The sequence below is a fragment of the Streptomyces sp. NBC_00536 genome (assembly GCF_036346295.1).
Lineage (GTDB): Bacteria > Actinomycetota > Actinomycetes > Streptomycetales > Streptomycetaceae > Streptomyces.
The window spans coordinates 5,083,893-5,103,212 of record NZ_CP107819.1 but is presented as its reverse complement, the minus strand read 5'-3'; the positions used below and the strand labels follow the sequence as shown (position 1 = coordinate 5,103,212).

Annotated in this window: 16 protein-coding genes; 6 read left to right on the top strand and 10 right to left on the bottom strand. The window is 73.0% G+C overall.

The window, feature by feature from the left end; translation table 11 throughout:
• Positions 1-112 precede the first annotated feature (112 nt).
• The 6 genes from OHS33_RS22680 to OHS33_RS22655 all read left to right on the top strand — a co-directional run bounded on the left by OHS33_RS22680 (position 113) and on the right by OHS33_RS22655 (position 6,249).
• Complete coding sequence (locus OHS33_RS22680) at positions 113-487, top strand: hypothetical protein (RefSeq protein ID WP_330332234.1); 375 nt, start codon at positions 113-115, stop codon at positions 485-487.
• Positions 484-825 carry a hypothetical protein gene (locus OHS33_RS22675; RefSeq protein ID WP_330332233.1) on the top strand — a complete coding sequence of 114 codons (342 nt, stop codon included), beginning with the start codon at positions 484-486 and terminating at the stop codon, positions 823-825. The genes OHS33_RS22680 and OHS33_RS22675 overlap by 4 nt, the downstream gene beginning before the upstream one ends.
• Before the next feature lie 348 nt (positions 826-1,173).
• Complete coding sequence (locus OHS33_RS22670; protein ID WP_330332232.1) at positions 1,174-1,470, top strand: chorismate mutase family protein; 297 nt, start codon at positions 1,174-1,176, stop codon at positions 1,468-1,470.
• 14 nt (positions 1,471-1,484) lie between these two features.
• Positions 1,485-3,617: an aminodeoxychorismate synthase component I gene (gene pabB / locus OHS33_RS22665; RefSeq protein ID WP_330332231.1), complete on the top strand. Its 2,133-nt coding sequence runs from the start codon at positions 1,485-1,487 to the stop codon at positions 3,615-3,617.
• Positions 3,614-4,492 carry a prephenate dehydrogenase gene (locus OHS33_RS22660; RefSeq protein WP_330332230.1) on the top strand — a complete coding sequence of 293 codons (879 nt, stop codon included), beginning with the start codon at positions 3,614-3,616 and terminating at the stop codon, positions 4,490-4,492. Before pabB ends, OHS33_RS22660 begins: the two co-directional genes overlap by 4 nt.
• A 74-nt stretch (positions 4,493-4,566) precedes the next feature.
• Complete coding sequence (locus tag OHS33_RS22655; RefSeq protein WP_330332229.1) at positions 4,567-6,249, top strand: class I adenylate-forming enzyme family protein; 1,683 nt, start codon at positions 4,567-4,569, stop codon at positions 6,247-6,249.
• A 91-nt stretch (positions 6,250-6,340) separates the two neighbouring features.
• Here OHS33_RS22655 and OHS33_RS22650 read toward each other — a convergent pair whose 3' ends face one another.
• The 10 genes from OHS33_RS22650 to OHS33_RS22605 all read right to left on the bottom strand — a co-directional run bounded on the left by OHS33_RS22650 (position 6,341) and on the right by OHS33_RS22605 (position 19,316).
• A complete protein-coding gene (locus OHS33_RS22650; RefSeq protein WP_443065461.1) occupies positions 6,341-7,390 on the bottom strand; it encodes a histidinol-phosphate transaminase in 1,050 nt (349 codons plus the stop codon).
• Positions 7,387-8,190: a LuxR family transcriptional regulator gene (locus OHS33_RS22645; RefSeq protein WP_330332227.1), complete on the bottom strand. Its 804-nt coding sequence runs from the start codon at positions 8,188-8,190 to the stop codon at positions 7,387-7,389. The genes OHS33_RS22650 and OHS33_RS22645 overlap by 4 nt, the downstream gene beginning before the upstream one ends.
• Positions 8,191-8,299: 109 nt before the next feature.
• Complete coding sequence (locus OHS33_RS22640; protein ID WP_330332226.1) at positions 8,300-9,601, bottom strand: MFS transporter; 1,302 nt, start codon at positions 9,599-9,601, stop codon at positions 8,300-8,302.
• Entirely contained in the window at positions 9,598-10,974 is a 1,377-nt protein-coding gene (locus OHS33_RS22635) for an ATP-grasp domain-containing protein (RefSeq protein WP_330332225.1), read from the bottom strand. Before OHS33_RS22635 ends, OHS33_RS22640 begins: the two co-directional genes overlap by 4 nt.
• Positions 10,971-12,203, bottom strand: coding sequence for a 3-deoxy-7-phosphoheptulonate synthase class II (locus OHS33_RS22630; protein WP_330332224.1), 1,233 nt, complete (start codon positions 12,201-12,203; stop codon positions 10,971-10,973). The genes OHS33_RS22635 and OHS33_RS22630 overlap by 4 nt, the downstream gene beginning before the upstream one ends.
• Positions 12,200-13,630 (bottom strand): lyase family protein, encoded by a 1,431-nt coding sequence (locus OHS33_RS22625; protein ID WP_330332223.1) that lies wholly within the window; start codon positions 13,628-13,630, stop codon positions 12,200-12,202. Before OHS33_RS22625 ends, OHS33_RS22630 begins: the two co-directional genes overlap by 4 nt.
• Positions 13,627-15,612: an FAD/NAD(P)-binding protein gene (locus tag OHS33_RS22620; RefSeq protein WP_330332222.1), complete on the bottom strand. Its 1,986-nt coding sequence runs from the start codon at positions 15,610-15,612 to the stop codon at positions 13,627-13,629. The genes OHS33_RS22625 and OHS33_RS22620 overlap by 4 nt, the downstream gene beginning before the upstream one ends.
• Before the next feature lie 92 nt (positions 15,613-15,704).
• On the bottom strand, positions 15,705-17,084 hold the full coding sequence (locus OHS33_RS22615) for an aldehyde dehydrogenase family protein (protein WP_330332221.1): 1,380 nt from the start codon (positions 17,082-17,084) through the stop codon (positions 15,705-15,707).
• Positions 17,084-18,184, bottom strand: coding sequence for a phenazine antibiotic biosynthesis protein (locus OHS33_RS22610; RefSeq protein ID WP_330332220.1), 1,101 nt, complete (start codon positions 18,182-18,184; stop codon positions 17,084-17,086). The genes OHS33_RS22615 and OHS33_RS22610 overlap by 1 nt, the downstream gene beginning before the upstream one ends.
• A 115-nt stretch (positions 18,185-18,299) precedes the next feature.
• Positions 18,300-19,316, bottom strand: a complete 1,017-nt coding sequence (locus OHS33_RS22605; protein WP_330332219.1) for a 3-oxoacyl-ACP synthase III family protein — start codon at positions 19,314-19,316, stop codon at positions 18,300-18,302.
• Positions 19,317-19,320 lie beyond the last annotated feature (4 nt).

Sequence of the window (19,320 nt, the reverse complement as noted above, 5' to 3'; positions counted from 1 at the left end):
TCTCCGACCCTCCAACGGTACTCGCGGAGGACCGGCTGCGGTTCTCTCTTCACACGGAGCGACGAGAGTGCGGGGACGGTCCCGCCCGTCGAAGACGGTAGGGAGCGCAGGGATGGAAGTACGCGAGAGCAGGCCGACCGAAACCTTCGGGCACGTCGATCACCCTCTCCTGCACCGGCGAGTCCGTGACCCCAGGTCCGACCGCGAGGGCGAGTTGATGGCCGTGGTCGAGGAGTTCGTCGGCACCGTCGCCGGGACCCCGAAGCACACCCGGACCGCATACGTTCGGGCAGCCAACGGCCTGGAGTTCACGGCGGCGCCCGACACTCTGGTCGCAGTCAGTCGGATCTGCGCCGTGTGCGACCGCCCCATCCTCACCGGCGGGCGGGAGTTGATCCGGCACTCGGCGTCTGGGGCCCGCCCCTCGGACTGGGTGCACGATCTCCGGGACCCGTCGTGCAAGCCGGTACGGGCGGGCGCGCGGTGAGCCGGGAGTCGCGGCTCGCCCAAGAGGCGGCGTACGTACTCGCCCACGCCGAGCATCCGCCGGACAGCGCGGTCACCGCGCAGTGGCTGGCGTACCTCAGCGACGGCGGCAGCCTCGCCGCCCACGGCGTGCGGTGCTTCCACTTCCAGGCGGAGGGCCGCCGAACCATGGAGGCCGCGGCCGCCCTGGCCGCCTGGCACATCGCGGCCCGCCTCCCGGACGGCTGGCCGAAGGCCGTCGCCCTCGCCGAAGCGATCCACGCCCTCCTCACCGAAGAAGACCGGCACCAGGCCCGCCGCCGCGCACGGCGGGAACAGGCACAGGAACAGCCGCGGTGAGCGAGTGGCCGCGCCAGGTCCTGTACGTCCTGATCGTGATCGGCATCTTCACCGCCATCGCCGTCGGAACCCGCTGACCAGCACGCACCTTCCTGCACACAACGCGGGTTCGTCGTCGCCCGCTGACCCCTCGTATCCCTGTACCGAAGGCCCCGCGCGCCCCTCGTTTCGAGTGGTCGGCGGGGCCTTCGGCGCGTTCCGGGGCCCGTACGGGCCCCGTGCGCAGGAACGTTCACTCATGCGCAGTGCGCAGACCTGAGCCTTGGCCTCCCTTTCACCGCACCGTCGCGCCGCGTCACGCTGTGTGCATGAAGCGATATCCGTGACGGGACCGACCGGGAGGTAGTCATGAAGGGCACGGCGCAAGCCACCGCCGGCATTGACGAGTTGCGCGCGAAGCTCGACCGGATCGACGAGCGGCTCCTCGAAGAACTACGGGCGCGCATCGGCGTATGTGTCGAGATCGCCCTCGTGAAGAAGGACCAGGGCATTCCGATGATGCAGCCGCACCGCATCGGGCTGGTCCAGGAACGGGCCGCGGCCTTCGGGACCGCCCACGGGATCGACACGGACTTCCTGCGCACTCTCTATGACCTGGTGATCGCGGAGACCTGCCGGGTCGAGGACTTGGTGATCGGCTCATGAGCACTCCACGCACCATGCGAACTCTTCTGATCGACAACCACGATTCGTTCACCTACAACCTCTACCAGCTGCTCGGGGAGGTGAACGGCCGCCCGCCGGTCGTCGTCACCAACGAGACCGACTGGTCGACGCTGTCGATGGACGACTACGACGCGATCGTCATCTCCCCCGGCCCCGGCCGCCCCGAGCGCGCACGCGACTTCGGCATCAGCGCCCGCGCCATCCTGGAGAGCGGTCTGCCCGTCCTCGGCGTCTGCCTCGGCCACCAGGGCATCTGCCACCTCTTCGGCGGCGAGGTCGGCCACGCGCCGCAGCCCATGCACGGCCGGGTATCCGAGATCACCCACACCGGTGGGGAGATCTTCGCGGGCATCCCCTCCCCCTATCCGGTGGTCCGCTACCACTCGCTGGCGGCGATCCGGCTGCCCGAGGAGCTGGAGCCGACCGCCTGGACCGCCGACGGCGTGGTGATGGCGGTGCGCCACCGCACCCTGCCCGTCTGGGGGGTGCAGTTCCACCCCGAGTCGATCAGCAGCGGCTACGGCCGCGAACTCCTCGCGAACTTCCGCGATCTGGCCCTGGCCGAGGGCGCCCGGAAGGACACCGTCCCGCAGGGGGCGTACGCCGTCCAGGTCCGCAAGGTCGGGATGCTGCCCGACACCGAGGAGGCCTACCGGGAGCTGTTCGCCGGGAACGACCACGGCTTCTGGCTGGACAGCAGCAACGTCACCGAGGGCCTCTCCCGGTTCTCCTTCATGGGCGACGGCACCGGCCCGCTCGCCGAGTACCTCACCTACCAGGTGCTGGAGCACACCGTCCGGATCCAGCGCCGCGACGGCCGCGACGAACTCGTCGAGGAGAGCGTCTTCGACTACCTGGAGAAGCAGCTCACCGACCGCCGGATCGAGGTGCCCGAAGGGCTGCCCTTCGAGTTCAACCTCGGTTACGTCGGCTACCTCGGCTACGAGCTGAAGGCGGACACCGGCGGCCACCAGGCCCACAAGGCCGACACCCCGGACGCCGCCCTCCTCTTCGCGGACCGCATGGTCGCCTTCGACCACGCCGAGGGCGCCACCTACCTGCTCGCCCTCACCCGGGGAGCCGCCACCGAGGCCGAGACGGCCGACTGGCTCGACCGGACCGCGGCCCGCCTGATGGCGCTGGGCCCGGCCCCGGCCGCGGCCGTCGGCGCCGCCCCGCGCAGCTTCGCCACCACCGGGATGACGGACCCCGCGCTCGCCGACATCATCCGGATGCGGCACGACCGGACCGGCTACCTGGACCGGATCGCCGAGATCCACCAGGAGATCCACGACGGCGAGAGCTACGAGGTGTGCCTGACCAACCAGGTCGGGATCAAGGCGCGGATCGACCCGCTGGAGACCTACGCGGCGCTGCGCCGGATCAGCCCGGTCCCCTACGGCGCGCTCCTCGACTTCCCCGGGGTCTCGGTGCTGAGCGGCTCCCCCGAGCGGTTCATGACCATCGGCACCGACCGCACCGCCGAGTCCAAGCCCATCAAGGGCACCCGGCCGCGCGGGGCGACCCCGGCCGAGGACGAGGCGCTGCGCCAGGACCTGCTCGGCAACGAGAAGGACCAGGCGGAGAACCTGATGATCGTGGACCTGATCCGCAACGACCTCAACATCGTCGCCGAGGTGGGCTCGGTCCACGTGCCCAAGCTGTTCCACGTGGAGACGTACGCGCCCGTGCACCAGCTGGTCTCCACCGTGCGCGGCACGCTGCGCGACGGCGAGTCCGCGGTCACCGCGGTACGGGCCGCCTTCCCCGGCGGTTCGATGACGGGCGCGCCCAAGGTGCGCACGATGGAGATCATCGACCGGCTGGAGGAGGGCGCCCGCGGGGTGTACTCCGGCTCGCTCGGCTGGTTCGCGCTCTCCGGGGCCGCGGACCTGAACATCGTCATCCGCACCCTGGTGGCGACCGAGGACCGGGTCACCTTCGGGGTCGGCGGCGCGGTCATCGCGCTGTCGGACGCCGACGAGGAGTTCGAGGAGACCGTCGTGAAGTCCCGGGCCATGGTCCAGGCCGTGGTGGGCACCGCACTGCACCCGGTCGCGGCTCCTGCTCAACTCCCGGCGCCCAGCGCCTCCTTGGCACCCCATACCGCCGGGAGTGCGGCGTGATCCGCCGCGCGGTCATCGTCGGCGGGCAGGGCGCGGTCGGCCGGCTCTTCACCGAGAAGCTGTTCGGCAGCGGGATCATGATCTGCGTGGTGGACCCGGCGGGCGCCGGGGAACCCGCCGCGGGCGGTGCCCGCCGGATCCACGGCGACATCACCGACATCTCCCCGGCCCTGGAGAAGGAACTGCGGCTCGCCGACGTGGTGATGCTGGCGGTGCCGGAACCGGTGGCGCTCGCCTCGATCAAGGGGGTGGCGGCCGCGATGCGGCCCGGCACCCTGCTGGTCGACACCCTCTCGGTGAAGCAGCGGATCGCGGAGGAACTGAGCGCCCACCTCGACGGGGTGGAGGGCCTCGGCCTGAACCCCATGTTCGCCCCGGCCCTCGGTTTCGAGGGCCGGGTGGTGGCCGCGTCGGTGACCTACGACGGGCCGCTCACCACCGAACTGCTGGGCCTGGTCGAGTCCTGGGGGGCCCGGGTCGTCCGGGTCGACGCCGTCGAACACGACCGGCTGACCGCCGTCTCCCAGGCGCTCACCCACGCCACCGTCCTCTCCTTCGGGCTGGCCCTGCACGGGCTCGGCACCGACAGCGTCGAGGTCGGCCGGATCGCCCCGCCCCCGCACAAGACCCTCGCGTCCCTGCTCGCCCGGGTCTCCTCCGGCACCCCGGAGGTGTACTGGGACGTCCAGGCCGCCAACCCGCAGGCCGCGGGCGCCCGTACGGCGCTCGCCGAGGCCGCCCGGCGGCTCGCCGACACCGTCAAGGACGGTGACGAGGCGGACTTCGCGGCCCTGATGGCCACGGTCCGCGGCGCGCTGGGCGCCGAACTCGACAACTACCGCGAACTCTGCGCGCGGATCTTCGCCTCGGTCTGACCCCGGACCGCACCCGTACACACACCGCACACCGCACACCGCATGCCGTACTTCGACTGAGAGGCACGAGAGACATGACCGACTCCCGCCCGGGCTTCGCCGACACCGTCCTCAACCCCGCACAGCGCGCCGCGCTCGCGGCCGACGAGAGCGTCGGCGGCGGAAACCTGCTGCGCTCCGCGCTCGCCGCCAGCCCGAGCCCGACGACCCCCTTCGTCCACTCCACCCGGCCGATCACCAACCTGGAGGGGGTGGAGCAGTACGACTACAGCCTTGCGGAGATCGAGCGGCTCGCCCAGTCCTGGTCCGCCTGGTACCTGAGCCAGGGCGTGCAGCCCAAGGACCGGGTCGCGGTCTGGTTCGAGGACTCCTTCGCGTACTCCGTGCACTTCTACGCGATCGCCCAGATCGGCGCGATAGCCGTCCTCATCAACAGCAAGGCCACCCCCGCGATCGCCGAGTCCCTGCTGGAGCAGACCGCCCCCGTCGGCCTGTACGCCGACCAGGCGCGGCTCGACGGTCTGGCCGCGACCGGCACCATCCTGGACGCCCTGGACTGGACGCAGACCGAGGAGGCGCTGCCCGCGCCGCCCGCGGCGGAGCTGCCCGAGACCTCGTACTGGCAGCACGTGGGCGAGGACCCGGTGGTGATCCTGCACTCCTCCGGGACCACGGGCCGCCCCAAGCCGACGATCCACACCCACAAGACCATCGTGGCGGGACCGCAGTTCCGGCTGGTGGACTTCAAGGAGAACCCGGGCGCGCTGATGCTCACCGCGCTCCCGCAGTCCCACCTGGGCTGCATCGCCTTCACCGTCTACGCGGTGCTGGCCGGGACCCCGGTCGTCGCGCACAGCGACCGCGACGGCGCCGACCTGGCGGCGACGGTGGCCGCGCACCGGCCGACCGCGGTGATGGCCTTCGCGCACTCCTACGCCGAACTGGCCTCCCTGGACGGCGCGGACGGCGCCCTCGACAGCGTCAACTCCTGGGTGTCCATCGGTGACGCCGTCCACCAGGCGCACATCAACAAGGTGCTCTCGCTGCGCTCGCCCGAGCTGGACTCGGCGCAGTTCTTCGACCGGCTCGGCACCACGGAGCTGGGCTGGGGCGTGCTGCTGAAGATCCGCACCCGTGACTCCGAGCGCAACGACCGCTGCGCCGGCCAGCCGGTGGGCGTCGCCGAGGTGGCGATCCTGCGCAAGGACGGCAGCCACGCCGACATCGGCGAGGTGGGCTTCCTGGCCGCGCGCGGCCCGGCCATCACCCCCGGCTACTGGGGCGACTCCGCCACCACCTACCGCTACAAGCTGGCGGGTCACTGGCTGCCGGGCGACATGGCCTACAAGGACGCGAACGGCGACTTCTTCCTGGTGGACCGCGCCGCCGACCAGATCCAGACCGCCCAGGGGCCCGCGTACTCGGTGCTCATGGAGGAGGTCCTGCTCAACGACGTGCCCGCCTTCGAGGACGTCGCGGTGGTCGCGGGCGGCGAGGGCGAGGCCATCGTGCCGGTCGCCGTGGTGACCACCAAGGAGGGCGCCGAGGACGTCGAGAAGCTCCTGATCCGCGCGAACGAGGCCCTGACGGCGGCCGGTCACCCGGCGCTGAGGCTGCTCGAAGTCGCCGCGGACGAGGCGGACTTCCCGGTCGGCGTCACCGGCAAGGTGCTCAAGCGCAAGCTGCGCGAGAAGTACGCCGACCTCGGCGCCTACCTCCAGGACGGCGCGGACAAGACCATCGCGGCGGCGGGCTAGGCGCAACCACATGGAACGGCCCTGTCCCGGACCGACGAGGGGCGGACCGGGACAGGGCGGCGGGACGATGAGTGCAGGGACGGGGTCCGGATCAGGAACGGGGCGCGAAGGCGGCGGCCACCGCGAGAGCGGTGTCGTTGGCCTCCGGGGTACCGATCGTGATCCGGACCCCCTCGCCGGGGAAGGCCCGAACGGCCACCCCGGCTTCCGCGCATGCGGCGCCGAACTCCGCGGCCCGGTCGCCGAGTCCGAGCCACAGGAAGTTGGCCTCGCTCCGGGCGGGGGCCAGCCCCAGGTCGGCGAGCGCGAGCGCGGTCCGCTCCCGCTCCTTGACCAGCTCCTCGACCCGCGCGAGCAGCTCGGCCTCCGCGTCCAGCGAGGCCACCGCCCCGGCCTGGGCGGCGCTGTTCACGCCGTAGGGCACGACGGCCGCCCGGATCCGCGCGGCCACCGGCTCGTGGGCGACGGCGTACCCGATCCGCAGGCCCGCGAGACCGTAGGCCTTGGAGAAGGTGCGGACGACGACCAGGTCCGGGCGGCCGGGCAGCAGCGACGCCCCGTCGGCGGACAGCGGGTCGGTGACGAACTCCCGGTAGGCCTCGTCCAGTACGACGAGCACCCCGGCCGGTATCCGGTCCAGGAACCGCTCCAGGTCAGCGCCGGGGACGGTGGTGCCGGTCGGGTTGTTCGGATTGCAGACGATGACCACGCGGGTGTGCTCCCCGACCGCGGCGGCCATCGCGTCGAGGTCGTGGACGGCGCCGGGGCCGAGCGGGACGCGCACGCTGACGCCCCGGGCGATGTCGGTGAGGTGCGGGTAGGCCTCGAAGGACGGCCAGGCGTACAGGACTTCGTCGCCGTCCTCGCGCACGAACGACTGGAGGAGGTGCTGGAACACCCCGACCGAGCCCGCGCCGAGCGCGAGCTGCCCGGCCGGGACCCCGAGCCGGTCCGCGAGGCGGTCGGTGAGCTGTGCGGAGGAGCGGTCGGGGTAGCGGTTGACCCGTCCGGCGGCTTCGGTGAGCGCCTCGGCGACCGATGGCAGCGGCGGGTAGGGGTTCTCGTTGGCGGCGAGCAGGTACATGGTGGATTCCTTTCGGGGAAGGGGTTGTGGCAGGACAGGGGGCCGGGGCGCGCTCAGGACTCCTCGCGCTCGGCCAGGCCCATCAGGTAGCCGAGCTGGAAGCGGTGCTGGGCCCCGAACTCGTCGCGCAGGCAGGACACATGACCCTGGACCGAGCGCAGGCTGATGCCGAGCCGGCGGGCGATGGCCTTGTCGGAGCGGCCCTCGATGAGGAGCTTGCGGATGGCCCGGCGCATGTCCGGGATCACCTCGCAGGCGGCGTCGGCGGCGCGGACCGGGCGGAAGGGGTAGGGCTCGGCGCGGTCCCAGGCCTTCTCGAACACGTCGGCGAGGAAGCGGTTGACGGCCGGATCGCGGACGAGGACGGCGGAGGAGCGCGCCTCGTCGGCGGGGATGAAGGCCACCTCGCCGTCGATGACGATCATCCGGTTGAAGAACTCGGGGAGGGTGCGGACCTGGGCGCCGCGCGCCTGTACGCAGCCCACGTACCGCTTGGTGGCCTCGTGGAAGCGCGAGCTGTGCTGGTAGAGGGTGCGCATCGCGACCCCGCGGTCGAGGTGGCCGCGGACGGCCTCGTACGCCTCGTCGAGGGTGGCGTCGGGCCGGGGGCCGTCGGGCTGGGCGGTGAGTATCTCGTGGCGGGCCTCGCGCAGGGCCTCGTGGATGGCGCGGGTGATCTCGGGGCCGCCGTGCAGGTATTCGATGCCGGCGGACGGGGCGAGGGCCGGCGGTAAACCGGCGGTGGCGTGCTCGGCGCTCTCGGCGGCGTACCGGGAGAGGCTGCCGAGGGTGTCGGCCATGCGCAGGAGGGTGTCGAGCGGGTCGATGGTGGAGGTGGCTCCCTGGGCGGCGTTCATGGCGTGACCTCTCGTGGGGAAAGGGCGTACTCGGTGGACAACGGGCGGGACAACGGGCAGGGCCGCGGGGGGATGCAGCATCCCCACGCGGCCCTCGATGTGTGCGTGTTCACTCCCCGGGCTCCGGTATCGCCGGGGTGGCGCGCAGTGCCAGCAGGGCCAGCACGGTGGCCAGGAGGGAGATCCCGCCGACGGCGTACCAGAAGGAGTGGCCGAGGGCGGCGAACAGCCAGCCGCCCGCCACCGGGCCGAGGGCGGAGCCCAGGCCGAAGGCGAAGTGGAAGCTGCCCAGGTAGTGGCTCTTGAGCCGGGCGGGCGCGATCACCGCCGGGTACGAGAAGATCGCGGGCCCGCCGATGATCTCGCCCAGGGTCCAGACGAGGGTGCCGATGACGATGACGGCCGGGCCCATCGGCAGCCCGTAGAGGGCGACTCCGCCGCCCAGCAGGGCGAAGGCCAGGCCGATGGTGACCCGTACCGGCCAGTCCTGGGTGACCTTGGTGAGCAGCAGCTCGAAGGCGATGACGAGCAGGCCGTTGAGGGACACGGCGGCGGTGTACCAGATGAGGCCCAGTCCGGCGGCGGCCACGTCGAGCGGCAGCGTGGACAGGTACTGGGCGTAGACGGCGGTGTGCAGGACGGTGGCGATCAGGTAGAGGGTGAAGCGGCGGTCGCGCAGGACCGCCAGGTAGCTGCCCGCGGGGAGGGTGGTGTCCGGCGTGGCGGCCTTGCCCGCGGGCAGGGTGCGCCAGGCGAGCAGGGCGAAGGCCAGGGCGATCAGGGCCTCGCCCCAGAACAGCAGGTCGTAGGAGTCGCCGCCGAGCCGGAAGAGGCCGAAGCCGACGAGCGGCGCGGCCATCGCGCCGAGGTTCAGCCCGAACCGGTACATGGCGAAGACCATGACCTGCCGGTCGGGGCCCGCGAGTTCGGAGAGCAGGGCCGCCGAGGCGGGCCGGAACATCTGCCCGGCGAGCCCGGCGAGGACGACCACGGCGAGCAGGGCGCCGTAGTCGGTGAGGTAGAGCAGGGCGGCGGTGAGCGCGGCCGACCCGGCCATGCTGACGGCGCTGGTGTTGCGGGCGCCGAGGCGGGCGGAGAACGAGCCGCCGATGAGGACGCCGAGGACGGTGCCCGCGCCGTAGGCGCCGAGCGCGAGGGTGGCCTTGCCCGCGGAGTGCCCGAGCGAGGTGAGGTAGAGGACGAGGAAGATGTTGAGGAAGCCGCCGAGCCGGTTGATGAACACCCCGGCGAGCAGGGTCTTCACGGCGAGCGGCGCTTCGCTGAAGGTGGCGCGTACGGAGGCCCGCGCGGCCGGGGGGACGGCCGCGCGGGTTCCGGCGGCCGGGGCCGGGGCGGCCGGAGCCGGGACCTCGGGGGTCCCGGTCTCCGGCCCTGGTGCGGTGTGCGTCACGCCCCGGCCACCGCCTTCGGTTCGGGCCCGGCGGGCGAGGTGCGGATGGTGATCGCGGCCCGGACGCGGGCCTCCAGGGCGTCGAGGGCGACGCCGGTCGGGGCGTCGATGAAGAAGTTCGCGACCCGGTCCTCGGAGCTGAGCAACGGGCCGACCTCGGTGCCCTTCTCCTTCTGGGCGAAGACGGCGCGCAGGGTCGGCGGGTCGTTGGGCCGGCCGACCGGGACCTCGGGCCACAGGTCGCCCTCGCCGGCCCATTCGACGACGGCGCCGGGCCAGTCGACGCTGATCTCGTCGAGGATGCCGGGGTCGTGTTCGAGGTAGACCTGGCGGGCGTGGCGTACCGGCTTGGGGTATTCGGCGGCCTCGCCGAGGGCGATCCGGATGATCTCCGGCTCCAGCGGGCGGCCGGTGGCCAGGTGGTAGAGGACGGTCAGGCCGTCGCCGGGGGTGCGGGCGGCGATCTCCATCAGCCGGGGGTGGCCGTCCGCGTCGAGGCGCCACTCGGAGTGGGTCATGCCGTCCTTGAAGTCCAGCAGCTTCAGGGTGCAGCGGTTGGCGGCGAGGAGCGTCTTGCGTTCCAGGCCGACGGCGCCGGAGACGGTGTGGGACAGCTCGACGAAGGTGTCGGCGTGGGAGTCGGTGGTCTCCTTGACAGTGACGGACTCGAAGACGACCTTGCCGTGCTGGATCAGGGCCTCGACGGAGAACTCCTGGCCGGGGACCTTCTCCTCGACCAGGATCGTCTCGTGCTCCGGGTATCCGGCGAGGAGTTCGGTGAGCTGCGCCGCGTCGGTGGCGGTCGCGACGCCCGAGCTGGAGTGCCGGGTGGCGGGCTTGACCACGACGGGGAAAGGCACCGACGAGGGGTCGAAGCCTTCCCGGGCGCCGGGCGGCAGGACCACCGACGCCGGGTTGAACTCGCCGAGGTGGAGCCGCTGGAGGTACTTGCTGCGGCAGACCCGGCTGGCGCGCAGGCCCGGTCCGGGCAGGCCGAGGGCGTCGGCTATCAGGCCGGTGGGCTCGACGAGGGTCTCGCCCGCCGCGTAGGCGCCGACGATCTCGTACGAGGCCTCCCAGCCGCGGACGGCCGCGACGACCCCGGCGGTGAAGGAGCCCTCGCGGTCGACGGAGCCGTCGACGAAGGCGATGTCGGCGATGTCGGCGGCGGGGTGGCCGGGCTCGGCGAGCCCGGCCAGGGCCTGCTCCCGCCACACGGACGGGGTGATGACGAGGATCTTCAGCCCGCGCGCGGTCAGTTCACTGAGGTAGCGCGGGGCCCGGCAGATCGCCAGGAAGGATCCGGTGAGGAGGAAGGCCGAGGGTCTCCCCGACAACGGCGGCAGGGTCTCGGTCACGGGTGAGGTGCTCATCGTGCGGGCCTCCACAGGTCGGCGGCCAGGAAGGCCATGTCGAGTGCCTGGCCGCGGTTGAGGCGCGGGTCGCAGGCGGTGGTGTAGTTGCGGTCGAGGTCGTCGAGGGTCACCGGGTCCGTGCCGCCGACGCATTCGGTGACGTGGCTGCCGGTGAGTTCCAGGTGCAGGCCGCCCGGGTGGGTGCCGAGCGAGCGGTGGATCTCGACGAACGCCCGGATCTCGGCGGTGATGTCGCCGAGGCTGCGGGTCTTGAGGCCGCCGGGGGCGACCTGGGTGTTGCCGTGCATGGGGTCGCAGACCCACAGCACCTGCGCGCCGGAGGCGGTGACCTTCTCGACCAGGCCGGGCAGGACGGCGTGGATCCGGTCGGCGCCCATGCGGGTGATGAAGGTGAGGCGGCCCGGCTCGCGGTCGGGGTCGATGATGTCGGTGAGGGCGAGGAGTTCGTCGGCGCTGGCGCCGGGGCCGACCTTGACGCCGATGGGGTTGGCGACGGAGGCGGCGAAGGCGACGTGTCCGCCGTCGAGCTGGCGGGTGCGTTCGCCGATCCACACGAGGTGGCCGGAGCCCGCGTAGCGGCGGCCGCTGTCGGGGTCGGTGCGCACGAGCGGGGTCTCGTAGTCGAGGAGCAGCGCTTCGTGGCTGACGTGGAAGGGCGCTCCGGCGGGGCTCCCGGTGAGGCCGTCGGGGCCGCCCGGGCCGGTGAGGTCGTCGTCGGCGCCGGGGAGCAGCCGGATGCGTTCCAGGGTGCGGGCGGCGGTGCGGTAGGCGGTCTCCATCCGCCAGGGGTCGGGGATGCGGTCGGCGGCGGTGAAGCCGAGGCCGTTGACGGAGTCGCCGCGGTAGGCGGGGAGTTCGACGCCGCCGCGGGTCTCGGTGGGGCTGGAGCGCGGCTTGGCGTACTGGCCGGCCATGCGGCCGAGCGGTACGACGGGCACGGCGGCGCCGTAGGAGATGATCTCCGCCATCTGGCGCAGGGTGGTGACCGTGCTCTCGGCTTCGCCGAGGGCGCGGGGGCCGAACTCCTCCGCGCAGTGGCCGCCCTGGAGCAGGAGCGCCTCCCCGCGGGCGGCGGCGGCCAGCCGCTCGCGCAGGGCGTCGGCTTCCGGCAGCGGTACCAGGGCTGGCAGCGCGGCGAGCCGGTCGGTGACGGTGGCCAGGATCTGCGGGTCGGGCCAGTCCGGCTGCTGAGCCGAGTGGAGGGTCCCGCTGGGGGCAGTGATCATCGTGTACTCGCTCCTCGCTTCAGGGCCCGGTCGGTCAGCGGACCGGCCACCCCGGTGTATTGGGCGGGTTCCAGCAGGTCGCGCAGGTGCTCCGGGGTGAGGTCGGTGGTGCCCGACAGGGTTGTGGTCAGCAGGTCGGTCAGGGTGGCGGAGAGGTCGGTCCCGGTGGTGTGCGCCGTGGCCGCGGCCTCGGTGAGGAGCCGGCGGGCCGCCGTCTTGCCCAGGTGCGGGGCGAGGACGGCGGCGATCCGTTCGGTGACGATGCCGCTGCCGGTGAGGGCGAGGTTGGCGCGCATCCGGTCGGGGTCGGGTTGGAGGCCTTCGGCGAGTTCGACGGCGGTGTGGGCGGCCCCGCCCGCCAGGCGCAGGCATTCGCGCAGGGCGTGCCATTCGCTGTGCCAGACACCGGCGGAGCGTTCCTCCTCGGTGACGAGCGCCTGCGCGAGGACGGCGGCCAGGGCGGGGACGGTGAGGGCGGCCGACCGGATCAGGGTGGCCAGGACGGGGTTGCGCTTGTGGGGCATGGCGGAGGAGGCGCCGCGGCCGGACGGTGCGGGTTCGGCGGCCTCGGCGGTCTCGGTGCGGGCGAGCAGCAGGACGTCGGCGGCGAACTTGCCGAGGGTGCCGGTGGTGTGGGCGAGTACGGCGCCCAGGTCGGCGACCGGGGTGCGCAGCGCGTGCCAGGGCAGCAGGGGCGCGGCGAGCCCGGTCTCGGCGGCGAAGGCGGCGGCGAGCCGGTCGTGGAATTCCTCGGTGTCGAGAGCGGACGCGGTACGGGCGTACTCCAGGTAGCCGCCGAGGGTGCCGGCGGCCCCGCCGAGGGAGACCGGCAGCCCGCCGTCGAGCAGCCGGTCGATGCGCTGCACGGAGTCGAGCAGCCCGTGCCGCCAGCCCGCGGCCTTGAGCCCGAAGGTGGTGGGCACGGCGTGCAGGGCCAGGGTGCGGCCCGCGATGACGGTGTCCCGGTGGGCGGCGGCGAGCCGGGCCAGGGCGTCGGCGGTGCGCAGCAGGTCGGCGCGGAGCGGGGCCAGGGTGCGGGCGGCGACCAGCATCATGGCGGTGTCGAGGATGTCCTGGCTGGTGGAGCCGCGGTGGACGTATTCGGCGGCGCTCTGGCGGTCGAGGTGTGCGGTGAGGGCGGCGACCAGGCCGACGACGGGGTTGGCGGTCTCGCGGGCGGCGAGGGCCAGGGCCCGTACGTCGAAGTGCTCGGCGCGGGCGGCGGCGGTGATCGCCCCGGCGGCGTCCGGGGGGACCGTGCCGAGGCGGGCCTGGGCCCGGGCGAGGGCGGCCTCGGCGTCCAGCATGGCCTGGAGCCATGCGGTGTCCGAGGTGGTGGTCTCGGCCGGGGTGCCGGCCCGGACCGGGGAGAGCAGCCCGACGTCGGTGTCGGCCCCGGTGGCGGGTCCTGGGCGGGGCGCGGTCACGGCCGGGCCTCCGCGCCCGGGCCGCCGGAGGCGCTCGCCAGGTCTTCGGTGACCGCCGGGAGGGCCAGCGCGGCGTGGGCGATGGCGTCGGAGTCCTCCAGGGTGACCGAGCCGACGCCGGGGCGGATGCCCGCGGCGGTGACCCAGTGGACGGATTCGGTGGGGACGCCGTAGGCGAAGCGGCGCGGGTGTTCGCGGCCCTCGGCGTCGACGAGGCGGTAGGGGCGTTCGGAGACGGCCAGGCCCCCGGTCTCGTACTCGATGCCGCAGGCGCCCATGATCTTGTAGGGGCGGCACTGGCCGCTCGCCAGCAGCTGGACGAGCAGCGCGTCGGTGGTGCGGCGCAGGTCGGGGTGGGGCAGGCGGGCCTCGATGAGGGCGGTGGTGCGGATGTCGGGGGCGTCGACGCCGGAGGCGGTGGCGACGAAGGCGGGTCCGTCGGGGCCGTCGGGGTCGGCGGTGACGCGCAGGCCGGGGCCGGTGAATTCGACGATGCCCGCGGAGGCCAGCGCGATGAGTTCGTCGATGCGGGAGACGGGCGGGCCGATGGAGAGGAAGGCGTTGAGCGGGGTGTACCAGCCTTCGAGGTCGTCGCGGTGGGAGTTCGCTTCGAGGCCGCCGTGGTCGACGGCTATGCGGATCTCGTTGCGCAGGTCGCGCAGGACGTCGAGGGCGGCCTTCAGGGGGCCGCTGACATTGCCCGCGCGGGCTTCGTGGGCGTCGCGCAGCAGGTAGGCGAGCATCCAGCGGCGGAAGTCGTCGCGGCCGGTGAAGCGCAGGTCGCCGTAGGGGCGGGAGAGGGTTTCCCAGTTCCAGCGCTGGCCGTCTTCGACGCCCGCTTCGAGCAGCAGGAGGTCTTCGGCGTCCTCGTCGGGGGCGGCGAGGTAGCGGTCGGTGAAGGCGGCGACGGCGGCGGGGTCCTCTCCACGGGCGGCGAGGAGGCGCTCGTAGTAGACGCTCTGGACCTCCTTCTGGATCAGCGGCCAGATGTGGATGCCGAAGTGGATCCAGTCGCCTTCCTTGGCGGCGGCGCGCATCGCGTCGACCCGGGCGACGGTGAGCAGCCGGGGGGCGTAGCGCCCGTCGGGGCCCTTCTCGTTCTCGCCGCGCGCCTGGTAGGGGATGCCCCGGCGGGACCCGGCGTACATCTTGGGTTCCAGGCCGGAGGGCCGGTAGACGAGGCGGCCGTCCGCCCTGCGCTCGAAGAAGCCGCCGCGGCCGAGGGTGAACAGGGCCATGTAGTCGAAGAAGTTGAGGCCGAGGCCGCGCAGCAGGACGGGCCGGCCGGGGGTGATCGCGGTCAGGTCGGTGTCGGCGGGGTTGGCGGGGCCGGTGTACGAGAGTCCGTACTCGGTGGCGAAGTCGGCGAGCCGCTGCTCCTCGGGGGTGAGCTTGGCGGGCAGGTGGCCCTGGGCGAGGATCACCGCGGACAGCCCCGACAGGCGGACGCCGTCGGCGAGTTCGACGGACTGGGCGCCGCCGGGGACGCCCGAGTCGTGCAGGGCGATGGCGCGGGTGCGGTGGACCTGGATGTCCATGTGCGCGGGGGCCGCGTCGAGGGCCTCTTCGAAGGCCCACTGGAGGTAGTGGCCGTAGAAGGCGCGGGTGGGGTAGGTGTCGGGGCCCAGCTCGCGGGCCTCGGCGAGGGTCTGGGCGCCGTAGCGCTCCTCGTGACCCGGGTTCGAGGGGTCCAGGCGGCGGGCCCAGGCGTAGAGGCTGGGACCTTCCTCGATGGGGCCTTCGATGCGCACGCTGTCGTCGGTGAACAGGGTGATCTGTGAGGCGACGGTGTTCATCAGGAGGTGGCGGGGCTGGGCGGTGCGCCACACGTTTCCGGCGCCCGGCGGGGCCGGGTCGACGATGTGGACGGTCAGGGCGTCGTGGGCCGGGGACTTGCGCTCCTGGGCGCAGAGCCGTTCGAGGACGGACAAGCCCCGGGGGCCTGCCCCGACAATGCAGATCTGGGCGTGGCTGTGCTGCATGGCTGATCCTTCTGTTCGGGCCGCGGATCACGCGGAGGGGATGTTCCAGCCGACGTCGGAGAGTCCGCACCTGGTACACATGGCCGCTCCTTTCAGTCGCGGATGACGGTCTTGCTGCGCATGAGGAATTCGGCGAGGTAGCCGTCGTGCGGGAGTCCGGGGCCCATCCAGTACGTGGGGTGGTCGCCGGCGTGGACATTGCCGATGGAGGGTTCCGCGACGAGTTCGCCGAGGAGGTGTTCGTCGTGGGTGAGGGCGGTGACGACGAGGCTGCCGCGCAGGGCCGCGATGCCGTCGGCGGGGTCCCAGGGGGCCACCCACACGCAGGGGAAGGGGAGTTCGATGCCCGCCCGGGGGTCGTCGGCGCGCTCCAGCTGGTGGACGGCGGGGCGCAGGGCGGCGCTGCCGTCGCCGAGTTCCTCGGCGACGCCGTCGCCGCCGAGCCAGGCCCGGGCGCCCTCGGTGTGGGAGAGCAGGTAGCGCTCGATGGCGAGGGCGCTGTCGAGGGGCTGGACGGGCAGCACCGCCTTGTCGTCCTCGGGGGGCAGGGCGGGGAGTACGGCGAGACGCTGGGCGAGCTGTTCGGCCAGCGCGGTGGCGGCGTCGGTGCCTTCGACGAGGACGGTGGTGGTGTTCACGCAGCCGGTGCCGCCGTGTCCGGCGACGGAGGCGACGACGGTGTCGAGGTGCTCGCGCCAGTCGGTGTCGGCGGTGATCAGGATCTTGCTGCGGCCGGGGCCCTGGAGGTGGACGGCGGGGTCGCCGCCGTACTTGCGGATGACGTCCTCGCCGCCGTAGACCATGGCGCGGTCCACGGCGCGTACGAGGGTGTCGGCTTCGGCGTGGTCGGTGGGCAGCAGCACGATGTGGTCGTCGCCGAACCCGGCGGCGCGCAGGGCGGTGACCAGCCGGTGCGGGGTGAAGGGTTCACGGCGGGAGGGACGGACGGCGACCCGGTAGCCCAGCGCCAGGGCTTCGGGCCACAGGCTGTGGGTGCCGGGGTGGTTCCCGGCGGCGAGGACCGCGAAGGTCTCGCCGCGGCGGGTCCACACGGCGCGGCCGGTGCGGGTGAGCGGGGAGCGCCAGTCCTCGGCGGCGCCTGCCGGGCGGGCCTGGGCGAGGCTGTCGTAGACGCGGGTGAGGCGGGCGGCGATGCTGGCGGTGGTGGCGCGTACGACGGACAGCGGGACGCCGCCGACCCGGCTGACGGCGCGCTCGTGGGCGGTGATGCTCCGGCCGTCGAGTTCGGCGGTGGCGAAGAGGCGGGCGGCGCGCAGGATCGCGGCGATGCGGGCGTCGGCGTCCAGCGGCCGGGCCCGGTGCAGGGCTTTGGCGGCGCGGTCGACGAACAGGGCGGGGACCAGGCTGAGTTCGGCCGCCGGGGCGCCGGAGACGTCGGTGACGGTGAGCCGTTTGCGGGCGCGGAAGGCGCCGCGGGGGCCGAGGGCGTCCAGGCGCGGGACGGTGCTCACTAGTAGACCCCCTCGATGACGGGCTCGTCCTCGAAGGTGGCGACGGGGGCGATGTCGGCGACGGCGTCCCCGACGAGGGCGCCGTTGGCGGGGAGCCGGGTGGCGAGGTCGCGCTCCAGGTTGTTGGGGAGCAGGAAGCCCTTGCTGACGTGGCTGACCAGGACCTGGCCGCGTTCGCCGTAGGCCACCGGTTCGCGGGTGGCGGGGTCGACGACGGAGAAGGTGACGTAGGGGCTGAGCGGGTCGAAGACGCAGGGTTCGTCGTCGGGCAGGCCGGCCCGCTCGCCCGCGAAGCCGAGGATCATCGTGCTGCCGTAGTTCCCGCAGAACGCGACGTCGGGGAAGATCTCCGTCTTGTACAGGTGGCGGGAGTCGGGGTCGAGCTGGGTGCCGCCCCAGCGGATCGCCTTCACCTTGTGGTTGACCAGCTCGACGAGGTCCTCGCGGCCCGCGAGGCGTTCCAGGACGGACGGGGTGATGGTGAGGACGCCGATGTCCTGGGAGCGCAGCACGAACTCGGCCTGCTCCAGCAGGTGCAGGGCGTAGGCCCCGGCGTCGGCGCCGCGGCCCTGGGCGATCAGCTTCTTCACCCAGCGGGGGTCGAGGTCGATGGTGAAGCCGCGGGAGCCGTGGGTGGTGGCGGAGCGGTGGAAGAACTCGCCGACGATGTGCGGGCCGGTGGGGACCAGGCCGAGCCAGTTCGCGCCGCGGGGGAAGCCGTGGGCGTCGATGTTGGCGTTGGACCACGCCACCATGCGCTCCAGCCAGTCGCGGGTGAGGACGACCCGCTTGGGGGCGCCGGTGGTGCCGCCGCTCTCGAAGACGCCGACGACGTCGGGGCCGGAGCCGTAGCCGCGCGGGATGAGGTCCTCGGCGCGGACGTGGCGCAGCTCGCCGGTGACGTTGGGGAAGAGGCGCAGGTCCGCGTGGGACTTGATGTCGGTGCGCGGATCGAAGTCGAGGGTCTCGGCCCGCCGCAGCCAGAACGGCGATCCGGTCTCCGGGTTGAAGTGCCACTCCATCGCGGCCCGCAGGAACTCGTCCGGATCGGGCTGCACGTCGTACGGAAGGTCCAGGATCGGGTGGGCGGGCGAGGGCACGGTGGTCTCCTTCGGGCGGGGCAGCGGGTACGCCGGCGGGGCCCGGCACGGGGGAATGGACGGCCCCGCCGGCGTACGCGCTGGTCTGGTGGCCCGGGTGACCGGGCGGATCTCTTTAGATGCGGATCAAGGTGGCGCACCAGCGGCCGGTGGAGATCCCGCACAGGGCCACCAGGTCGCCGGGGTTCAGTTCGCCGCTCTCCACCTGGAGACCGAGCGAGATCAGCTGGTCGGCGCCGCCCATGTGGCCGTGGCCGGGGGCGATGGCCGCGTTGGTGCGTTCCAGCGGGATGCCGAGCGGTCCGGCGACGGCGGCGATGCTGGAGGGGACGTCGTTGAGGTAGATGACGTGGTCGATGTCGGTGCGCGGGACTCCGGCCCGGCGGCAGGCGCCCTCGATGACCTCGACGAGGCGGGTGTAGCGCTCGCCGATGAAGGTGCGCAGCGCGGCGGGGTTGCCGCCGAACTGTTCGCGCACCTGGTCGTAGGCGGAGGGGGCATCGGCGCTGGTCCAGCCGACGGGGGGCAGCGGGGTGACGGCGCCGCCGAAGTCGAGGCGCAGCAGGTCGCTGTACTCGGGGTCGGTGAACTGTTCGCTGGCCAGCCACCGGTTGGCGGTGTGGCCGCGCCGGACGACGACGGCGACGGCCGCGTCGGACAGCACGGTGTTGATGACGTTCATCCGGTTGCGGTGGAACTCGCTGACCCGGTTGACGACCACGAACAGGGCGTATTCGGCTTCGGGTTGCAGGGCGAGGGTGGAGGCGACGTAGAAGAGGCCGTTGACCCCGGACCCGCACCCTTCCTGCAGGAGCAGGGTCTGGGTGCGGCCGATCTTCAGCTCCCGGGCCAGTGCGGAGGCGCTGTCCCAGTAGGAGTATTCGGGCATGTCCGTGATCGCGACGACGACCAGGTCGAGGGCGTCGGCGGTGATCCCGGCGCGGGACAGGGCCTGTTCGGCGGCGCCGCGCGAGAGGTCGGTGCCGGTGACTCCGTCGGGGGCGCGGTGGAAGGTGTGGTAGCCCCACTTCACGACCCGGTCGGGGTCGCTGACGTAGTCGGCCGCGGCACCGGCGACGCTCGTGTCCTCCCCGAAGGCGTAGCCGAAGGAGACGATTCCGATGTCCACCACGGCG

Excerpts from the sequence above, each read along its gene's own strand:
- OHS33_RS22680 (WP_330332234.1), top strand. The coding sequence starts at position 113 with ATGGAAGTACGCGAGAGCAGGCCGACCGAAACCTTCGGGCACGTCGAT.
- OHS33_RS22670 (WP_330332232.1), top strand. The coding sequence starts at position 1,174 with ATGAAGGGCACGGCGCAAGCCACCGCCGGCATTGACGAGTTGCGCGCG.
- pabB (WP_330332231.1), top strand. The coding sequence starts at position 1,485 with ATGCGAACTCTTCTGATCGACAACCACGATTCGTTCACCTACAACCTC.
- OHS33_RS22655 (WP_330332229.1), top strand. The coding sequence starts at position 4,567 with ATGACCGACTCCCGCCCGGGCTTCGCCGACACCGTCCTCAACCCCGCA.
- OHS33_RS22645 (WP_330332227.1), bottom strand. The coding sequence starts at position 8,190 with ATGAACGCCGCCCAGGGAGCCACCTCCACCATCGACCCGCTCGACACC.
- OHS33_RS22635 (WP_330332225.1), bottom strand. The coding sequence starts at position 10,974 with ATGAGCACCTCACCCGTGACCGAGACCCTGCCGCCGTTGTCGGGGAGA.
- OHS33_RS22630 (WP_330332224.1), bottom strand. The coding sequence starts at position 12,203 with ATGATCACTGCCCCCAGCGGGACCCTCCACTCGGCTCAGCAGCCGGAC.
- OHS33_RS22620 (WP_330332222.1), bottom strand. The coding sequence starts at position 15,612 with ATGCAGCACAGCCACGCCCAGATCTGCATTGTCGGGGCAGGCCCCCGG.